The sequence below is a fragment of the Xanthomonas cissicola genome, from assembly GCF_008801575.1.
Taxonomy (GTDB): Bacteria; Pseudomonadota; Gammaproteobacteria; order Xanthomonadales; family Xanthomonadaceae; genus Xanthomonas; species Xanthomonas cissicola.
In genome coordinates this window covers 1-8,189 of sequence record NZ_VZPL01000103.1, presented here as the reverse complement: position 1 = coordinate 8,189, position 8,189 = coordinate 1, and the positions used below count along the sequence as shown (strand labels likewise).

The following is an 8,189-nucleotide window of genomic DNA, read 5'->3' as shown; positions in this document are numbered from 1 at the left end:
AACGGTTCATGCGTGTGTAGACCGTATGCCAGTTGCCAAAGCGCTTGGGTAGGCCGCGCCATTTGCAGCCATGCTCGGCAACGTAAAGGATGGCGTTGACCACTTGCAGGTTGGTCATGCTGACATTGCCGCGCTGCGCCGGCAGGCAGTGTTCGATCAGAGAAAATTGTGCTGGCGTGATCTCCATGCCCAATAGTTTAATCGCTCGGGCCATTAGTGTTAACAGGCCCTAGTCACATCAAAACGCTACGATTTCATCTGTTGCACTCGCTTGGCATACGTTAAACCTGGTCAGTCCAAGCTACGTTGCCCTCACCGCGCCAGACAGTTGGTCGGTGGTCTGGTGAAGCTCTTTTGTTGCTCGGCCTTCGTTGAGAAAGAAATCAGTCTGCGTCTCCAACGCGCGGCAATAGTCATCGCACTGCCAGCCGCGCTCGCCACGCATCAACGCAAGCCGGGAGTGCCACCGGCTTCATACGGGCCAACGTTTGCACATGCACCCCTGCCGAAAGTCATTTGACGCAGCGTTCATCGCCCGGCAAGAATCGGCCGATACCGCGCGCAGAGCCATGTGCGTGTCACCACACCACCTGCGCGCCGCGCGGGACTATTGGGGAGTTGCCCGTGCAGCGACGTGATTTCCTGGCCCTCACCGGGCTGACCATGGGCGGGCTGATCGTGCCGGCCTACTTCGGCAAGGCCATTGCCGCCGAGCAGTTGCTCACGCCCTTCGATGTGGGCCGCAAGAAGCGTCTGGCCGATGCCGGCTTGAACGCGGCGCGTCAGGCCGGAGCGAGCTATTGCGATGTGCGCATCGGCCGCTATCTGCGCCAGTTCGTGATCACCCGCGAAGACAAGGTGCAGAACGTGGTCAACACCGAGTCCATCGGTGCCGGCATCCGCGTCATCGTGGGCGGCGCGTGGGGCTTTGCCGCCACCAACGAGCTCACCGAGCAGGGCGTGGCCAAGGCCGCCGCGCAGGCCGCGGCGATCGCCAAGGCCAATGCCAAGGTGCAGGGCACGCCGGTGCAACTGGCGCCGACGCCGGGCGTGGGCGAGGTGAGCTGGAAGACGCCGATCAAGAAAAACGCCATGGACGTGCCGATCAAGGACAAGGTGGACCTGCTGCTGGGCGTCAATGCCGCCGCCACGGCGGCCGGCGCCAACTTCGTCAACTCGATGCTGTTCGTGGTCAACGAGCAGAAATATTTCGCCAGCACCGACGGCTCCTACATCGACCAGGACGTGCACCGCATCTGGGCCCCGATGAGCGTCACCGCCATCGACAAGGCCAGCGGCAAGTTCCGCACCCGCGACGGGTTGTCCGCGCCGATGGGGCTGGGCTATGAATATCTCGATGGCGCCGCCTCCGGCAAGTTCGTCTCGCCCAACGGCGTGGTCAATTACGGCTTGTCGTACGACATGAAGGAAGATGCGATTGCGGCGGCCAAACAGGCGCAGGAAAAGCTCAAGGCGCCCTCGGTCAAGCCTGGCAAGTACGACCTGGTGCTGGATCCCTCGCACACCTGGCTCACCATCCACGAGTCGATCGGTCACCCGCTGGAGCTGGACCGCGTACTCGGCTACGAAGCCAATTACGCCGGCACCAGCTTCGCCACGCTGGACAAGCTCAAGGCCGGTTTCCAGTACGGCAGCGACAAGGTGCATATCCTCGCCGACAAGACGCAAGCAGGCAGCCTCGGCGCGGTGGGCTACGACGATGAAGGCGTCAAGACCAAGCAGTGGGACCTGATCCGCGACGGCAAGCTGGTGGACTACCAGGCCATCCGCGATCAGGCGCATATCCTGGGCAAGACCGCCTCCGATGGCTGCTGCTATGCCGACTCGTGGTCGAGCGTGCAGTTCCAGCGCATGGCCAATGTGTCGCTGGCCGCCGGCAAGACGCCGCTGAGCGTGAGCGATCTGATCAAGAACGTGGAAAACGGCATCTACATCATCGGCGATGGCTCGTTCTCCATCGACCAGCAGCGTTACAACGCGCAGTTCGGTGGCCAGCTGTTCTACGAAATCAAGAACGGCGCCATCACCCGCATGCTCGAAGACGTGGCCTACCAGATCCGCACGCCGGAATTCTGGAACGCCTGCAGCGCCGTGGCCGACCAGCGCGACTACCGCCTGGGCGGTTCGTTCTTCGACGGCAAGGGCCAGCCGAGCCAGGTCTCGGCGGTCTCGCACGGTTCGTCCACCGCCCGCTTCGATGGCATCAACGTCATCAGCACCGCCCGCTCGCTCGGCTGACAGGAGAAACCCACATGAGCATCCTTACCGAAGCGCAGGCCAAGGCCATCCTGGACAAGGTCATCAAGCTGTCCAAGGCCGACGAGTGCACCGCCACCCTCACCGGCTCGATCGACGGCAATATCCGTTTTGCGCTCAACAACGTGTCCACCAGCGGCATCGTCGACAACACCGACCTGCAGGTGCAGGTGGCGTTCGGCAAGCGGGTGGGCGTGGCCACCATCAACGAGTTCGACGACGCCTCGCTGGAGCGCGTGGTGCGCCGTGCCGAAGACCTGGCCAAGCTGGCACCGGAAAACCCGGAATTCATGCCGGCGGTCGACAAGCAGACCTACAGGCCCAGCCCCACCTTCAGCGAATCCACGGCAGCGATCGGTCCGGCGTTCCGCGCGCAGGTGGCCGCCGATTCGATCGCCCCGTGCAAGGGCAAGGGCCTGATCGCGGCCGGCTTCCTCGAAGACGGCCAGAGCTTTACCGCATTTGCCAACAGCAAGGGCAACTTTGGCTATCAGCGCGGTGCGCGCTTCGACTACACCTGCACCGTGCGCACCGAAGATGGCCGCGGCTCGGGCTGGGTGGGCCGCAATCTGAAGGATGCCGCCGACTTCAAGGCCGAGCAGGACATCCGCATCGCGATGCGCAAGGCCAGCGATTCGGCCGAAGCCAAGGCGCTGGAGCCGGGCAAGTACACGGTGATCCTGGAGCCGGCGGCGGCCGCAGGCCTGATCTCCTTCATGATGAATTTCTTCGACGCGCGCCGCGCCGACGAAGGCCGCAGCTTCCTGTCCAAAAAAGGTGGCGGCAACAAGCTCGGCGAACAGGTCTACGACCCGCGCGTGAACATCACCGCCGACCCGTGGGACCCGCGTGCGGCAGTGATGCCGTGGGACGAAGAAGGCCTGCCGCGCGAAAAGATGGCCATCGTGGAAAACGGCAAGATCGCCAACCTGCAGTACTCGCGCTTCTGGGCGCAGAAAAACGGCAAGCGTGCGGTCGGCGAGCCGGGCAATCTGTTGATGGCCGGCGGCGACAAGAACATCGCCGAGCTGGTGCGTGGCACCGAGAAGGGCATTCTGGTCACGCGCACCTGGTACATCCGCATGGTCGACCCGCAGACCGTGCTGCTGACCGGGCTCACCCGCGACGGGACCTTCTACATCGAGAACGGCCAGATCAAGTACCCGGTGAAGAACTTCCGCTTCAACGAATCGCCGGTGATCATGCTCAACAACATCGACGAGTTGGGCAAACCGGTGCGCGTGGCCGGCGACGAATCCAACTTCGTGATGATGATTCCGCCGATGCGGCTGCGGGACTTCACGTTTACCTCGTTGTCGGATGCGGTGTGACTGAAGACCGGGATTGGGGAGTCGGGAGTCGGGATTCGGAGAGCGCAGCAAGCTCTCCGCAGCCTGATGTTTTTCCTGCACCTCCCGTTTCCGGTCCACGCGCCTCGGCGCCGTCCGCGCCGCGCCGCCATTTCCTTGGCCTGTTGCTTGGTGGCGTCGCTGCGTTGGCGCTGCCGCAGCGCGCGCGGGCGGCCGGCAATTACGATTTCTGGTTCACCCGGTTGCGCTACGACTCCGGCGATTGGGATGTGGATGCGCGCATGCCGTCCAACCTGATCACCTCGTTGATCGACTACACCCAGCTGCGCGTGGATCCGCAGGAACACGTGCTGGATCTGGCCGACCCGCGCATGTTGCAGGCACCGTTCTGCTATCTGTCCGGGCACAAGCTGGTGGAGTTCAATCCGGCCGAGCGGCGCAATTTCGAGCGCTATGTGCGTAACGGCGGCTTCGTATTCGTGGACGACTGCAATCACGATATCGATGGCCTGTTCGCCACCTCGTTCGAAGCGCAGATGACCTCTATCTTCGGCAAGACGGCGTTGCAGAAACTCCCCAAGAACCATCGGCTCTATCGCGCATTCTTCACCTTTCCCGATGGCCCGCCGGCAACCGGTTTCGAGCTCAATGGCTGGGGCGACGACCTGGTGCACGACTATCTCAAAGGCATCAGCATCGATGGCCGCCTCGGGGTGCTCTACAGCAACAAGGATTACGGTTGTGAGTGGGATTACGACTGGCGCAACAAGCGCTTTCTGGCCGAAGACAACACCAAGTTCGGCGTGAACATCGTGATGTATGCGCTGACCAATTGATCGCCGCATGTCGATCGCGATGCCTTTTGATCGACACCTTGCAGCGCGCTTGCGCGCGATGAAGATGTACCGGTGAAGCGTCGCGCGCAAGCGCGCTCCTACACCAGCAACCCTATAGCGAGACTTGCCCATGACCTCCCCCAACAACGACATCCTCGCCGCGCAGCTCTCCCAGCTGGGCACGCTGCGCGCCGCCCTGGCCCAGGCGGTGGTGGGCCAGGACGCGGTGGTGGAGCAATTGCTGATCGGCCTGCTTGCCGGCGGCCATTGCCTGCTGGAAGGCGCGCCGGGCCTGGGCAAGACGCTGCTGGTGCGCTCGCTGGGGCAGGCATTGGACCTGCAGTTCCGCCGCGTGCAGTTCACCCCCGACCTGATGCCCAGCGACATCCTGGGCACCGAGTTGCTGGAAGAAGACCACGGCACCGGGCATCGGCATTTTCGCTTCCAGCAAGGGCCGATCTTTACCAATCTGCTGCTGGCCGACGAACTCAATCGCACCCCGCCCAAGACCCAGGCCGCATTGCTGGAAGCGATGAGCGAACGCACGGTGAGTTATGCCGGCACCACCTATGCGCTGCCGGCGCCGTTCTTCGTGCTGGCCACGCAAAACCCGATCGAACAGGCCGGCACGTACCCATTGCCCGAAGCGCAGCTGGACCGCTTCCTGCTGCATGTGCGGGTGGATTACCCCAGTGAGCAGGAAGAGCGCGACATCCTTACCCAGACCACCGGCAGCGCAAGCGCGCAGGTGCCCAAGGTGATGGATGCCGCTAGCGTGCAGGCGCTGCAACAGCATGTGCGACAGGTGCATGTGGGCGCGGAGTTGCTGACCTGGATCAACCGGCTGGTGCGTGCCAGCCGTCCCGGCCCGCAAGCCAGCGACGAAGTGCGCCAGTGGATCAAATGGGGCGCCGGCCCGCGCGCCGGGCAGTCGCTGGTGCTGGCGTCCAAGGCGCGCGCACTGCTGCATGGCCGCTTTGCGGCCACCCGCGAAGACGTGGTGGCGCTTGCGGCACCGGTGATGCGCCACCGCATGTTGCTCTCGTTCGCCGCCGAGGCCGAACAACGCACGGCCGACGACGTGGTCGCCGCATTGCTGCGTGCCGTGCCATTCCCGGCGTGAGGCCTAGCGCGGCGTGAGCGTGGACGTGCCGGCATTGATTCCCAGCGACGTACGCAGCCGCCTGCGTGGTCTGCAGCTGCGTGCGCGTCACGCACAGGGTGCGCACGGCATCGGCCAACACGCCAGCCGCAGCCGTGGCGCCGGGCTGGAATTCGCGCAATACCGCGCCTATGAACCGGGCGATGCGCTGCGCCAGATCGACTGGAAGCTCTACGCGCGCTCGGACCGCTTCTTCGTGCGCGAAGCCGAGCGCGAAAGCCCGCTGACGCTGTGGTTGTTGCTCGATGCCACTGCCTCCGCCGGCCAGGCCGATCACGCGCGCCCCGGCGGCACGCGTCTGCACACCATGGCGACGCTGGCGGCCTGCGCGGCAGAGATCGCGCTGCAGCAGGGCGATCAGGTCGGCCTGTTCGCGGTACACGGCGGCGGGCTGGTGGCAGTGCCGGCCGGCGCCGGGCCGCGTCAACGCGACCGGCTATGGCTGGCCCTGCATGGATTGCGCGCTGGGGGGCGTTGGCCGGGCATGGCCGCCGTACGCCCGCTGTGGGAACGCATCGCCACGCATGCGCTGGTGCTGTCGATCGGCGATGGCTTCGACGAAGACCTGAACATTGCATTGGAAAAACTCGCTGCCGCACGCCGCCAGGTCATGCAACTGCAGGTGCTGACCTGCGACGAACGCGATTTCGGTTTCAGCGGCGGGCACCGGTTTCGCGATCCGGAAACCGGCGAAGAATTGCTGGGCGATGGCGCGGCCATGCGCGCCGATTATCTGCAACGCTTCGGTGCTGCACAACGCGCGCAACAGGCGCGCTGGCGGGCCGCCGGCATCGCACATGCACTGCAGTATCTGGACGCTGCACCCGACGCGGCGTTGCGCCAGTTGTTCGGGCAAGGCGCGCAGCGATGAGCTGGCAGGTCGGCCGCGAGCATGTCGCCAGGCGGGTGCCGCGATGAACTTGCTGTTGCTTTTCCCCGCCGGCCTGGCGGCGTTGGCCGCGTTGCTGATGCCGCTGCTGATCCATCTGGCCCGGCGCAGCGAACACCGGCCGACCGACTTCGCCGCGTTGCGCTGGTTGCGTGCGCTGCCGCGCCCACGCCACCACGTGCGTTTGGACGAATGGCCGCTGCTGCTGGTGCGCTTGCTGCTGCTCGCTGCCGTGGCGCTGCTGCTGGCCGAGCCGGCCGTGCGCGGCCATGACGATGCACGCCCACGCATTGCGCTCAGCCCGGGGGTGGATGTGGCCGCCGCACGCCAGCTGCGCCACGCCGCGGACGCGCAATGGGTATGGCTGGCGCCGGGCTTCCCGCCGGTCGATGCTGATACCAATGCCGATACCCACAAGACACTCGCTAGGCCCGCGGGCGCGACGCAACCGGTCTCCAGCCTGTTGCGCGAGCTCGATGCCAGCCTGCCGCCAGATGCGGCGCTCAGCGTGATCGTGCCGGCCCAGTGGGGCCCGCTGGATGCGCAACGGCTGCAGCTGTCGCATCAGGTGCGGTGGCAGATCGTGCCCGGCCAGTCGCCGCTTGCGGCGCCCGCCGCTGCCGCGCCGCTGCGCCTGCAGGCGATTGCCGACGACAGCGCCGCGCCGGCCCTGCGCTATCTGCGCGCCGTACACGCCGCCTGGGCGCTGCCGGGCAGCTTGCCCGTGAGCACGCCGGCCGATGCGCAGCCTTCGCGCTGGCAGCCCGGCACCGTGGTGGCATGGCTCTCGCGCAGTGCCCCACCGGCGCCGGTGATGGCCTGGGTCGCAGCCGGTGGGAGGCTGGTGCTGGAAGCGCAGACGCCCGTCCCGCCCAACCTCGCCGCGACACTGCAGCCCGTGCAACAGGCTACGTCGGGCGAGCCATTGCTCGACGCCGCAGCGCTCGGCCGCGGACGCGTGTTGCGCTGGGCCGCACCGCTGCAGCCGCAGCAACTGCCGGCACTGCTGGATGCCGATTTCCCCACCCGCCTGCACGACGCCCTGCAGCCGCTGCCCACACCGCAGCGCGCGCTGGCACAGACCCAGCAACCGCAACGCGGTGCCGCCAGCCGCCTGACGACGGCGCCGTGGCCGCTGGCGCCGTGGCTGATCGGCCTGGTGCTGCTGCTGTTCGCGCTCGAACGCTGGCTGGCCACCGCGCCGCGCCGGTCCACTCCCGCATGAGCACGCCGGCACTGCAGCGGGCGTGGCAGGCGGCACGGCGGCGACAGGCCGCAGGCGTGCTGCTGTTCGGACTGCCGCTGGCGGCGGTGCCGGCGGCGCTGGCGTGGCGCGCTGGTGCGCAGGCAGCCGTGGTGGCGCTGCTGCTGGGCCTGCTGGCATTGGGCGGCGTGGCGCTGCTGGCCGCGCGGCGGCTCGACCAGAGCTGGCTGATCCGCCGGCTGGATCGCGATGCAGATCTGGAAGACAGCAGCGATTTGCTGTTCGCCCCGGCCACCCGGCTCGGCCCGCTGCAGACCCTGCAACGGCAACGGCTGGAGCAGCGCCTGCGCAGCAGCCCGCGCGACCTGCGCCCGGCCTGGCCGTGGCGCCGCGCCTGGCCCTGGAGCGTGCTGGGCGTGCTCGCCTGTGGCGCGCTGCTGCTGTGGCCACAACCGGCCACCCACCGCACCCCGCCAACCGACCGCGTGGCCGCCGCGCGTGCCAGCAGCGG

The 8,189-nt window shown here is 66.5% G+C and carries 7 protein-coding genes and 1 pseudogene; 7 read left to right on the top strand and 1 reads right to left on the bottom strand.

The window, feature by feature from the left end; genetic code table 11:
• A partial coding sequence (locus F7R02_RS22900; protein ID WP_151210039.1) for a transposase occupies positions 1-187 on the bottom strand: 187 nt, incomplete at its 3' end.
• 437 nt (positions 188-624) lie between these two features.
• On the opposite strand from F7R02_RS22900, the gene F7R02_RS22895 reads away from it, so the two are divergent.
• The 7 genes and pseudogenes from F7R02_RS22895 to F7R02_RS22865 all read left to right on the top strand — a co-directional run.
• Positions 625-2,259, top strand: coding sequence for a TldD/PmbA family protein (locus F7R02_RS22895; protein ID WP_003487942.1), 1,635 nt, complete (start codon positions 625-627; stop codon positions 2,257-2,259).
• A gap of 14 nt (positions 2,260-2,273) precedes the next feature.
• Positions 2,274-3,608 carry a TldD/PmbA family protein gene (locus F7R02_RS22890; RefSeq protein WP_078591432.1) on the top strand — a complete coding sequence of 445 codons (1,335 nt, stop codon included), beginning with the start codon at positions 2,274-2,276 and terminating at the stop codon, positions 3,606-3,608.
• Entirely contained in the window at positions 3,605-4,423 is an 819-nt protein-coding gene (locus F7R02_RS22885) for a DUF4159 domain-containing protein (protein ID WP_016849083.1), read from the top strand. The genes F7R02_RS22890 and F7R02_RS22885 overlap by 4 nt, the downstream gene beginning before the upstream one ends.
• A 130-nt stretch (positions 4,424-4,553) precedes the next feature.
• A complete protein-coding gene (locus tag F7R02_RS22880; protein ID WP_033484682.1) occupies positions 4,554-5,546 on the top strand; it encodes an AAA family ATPase in 993 nt (330 codons plus the stop codon).
• Positions 5,547-5,559: 13 nt separating this feature from the next.
• Complete coding sequence (locus F7R02_RS22875) at positions 5,560-6,456, top strand: DUF58 domain-containing protein (RefSeq protein ID WP_005916003.1); 897 nt, start codon at positions 5,560-5,562, stop codon at positions 6,454-6,456.
• Positions 6,457-6,499: 43 nt separating this feature from the next.
• Positions 6,500-7,699, top strand: a complete 1,200-nt coding sequence (locus F7R02_RS22870; protein ID WP_078591433.1) for a BatA domain-containing protein — start codon at positions 6,500-6,502, stop codon at positions 7,697-7,699.
• A pseudogene (locus F7R02_RS22865) lies at positions 7,696-8,189 on the top strand (hypothetical protein); the annotation flags it as partial. The gene F7R02_RS22870 and the pseudogene F7R02_RS22865, both read left to right, overlap by 4 nt.

What these genes read in the sequence shown, in the direction of transcription:
- F7R02_RS22880 (WP_033484682.1), top strand. Translation starts at nt 4,554, where the DNA reads ATGACCTCCCCCAACAACGACATCCTCGCCGCGCAGCTCTCCCAGCTG.
- F7R02_RS22870 (WP_078591433.1), top strand. Translation starts at nt 6,500, where the DNA reads ATGAACTTGCTGTTGCTTTTCCCCGCCGGCCTGGCGGCGTTGGCCGCG.
- F7R02_RS22890 (WP_078591432.1), top strand. Translation starts at nt 2,274, where the DNA reads ATGAGCATCCTTACCGAAGCGCAGGCCAAGGCCATCCTGGACAAGGTC.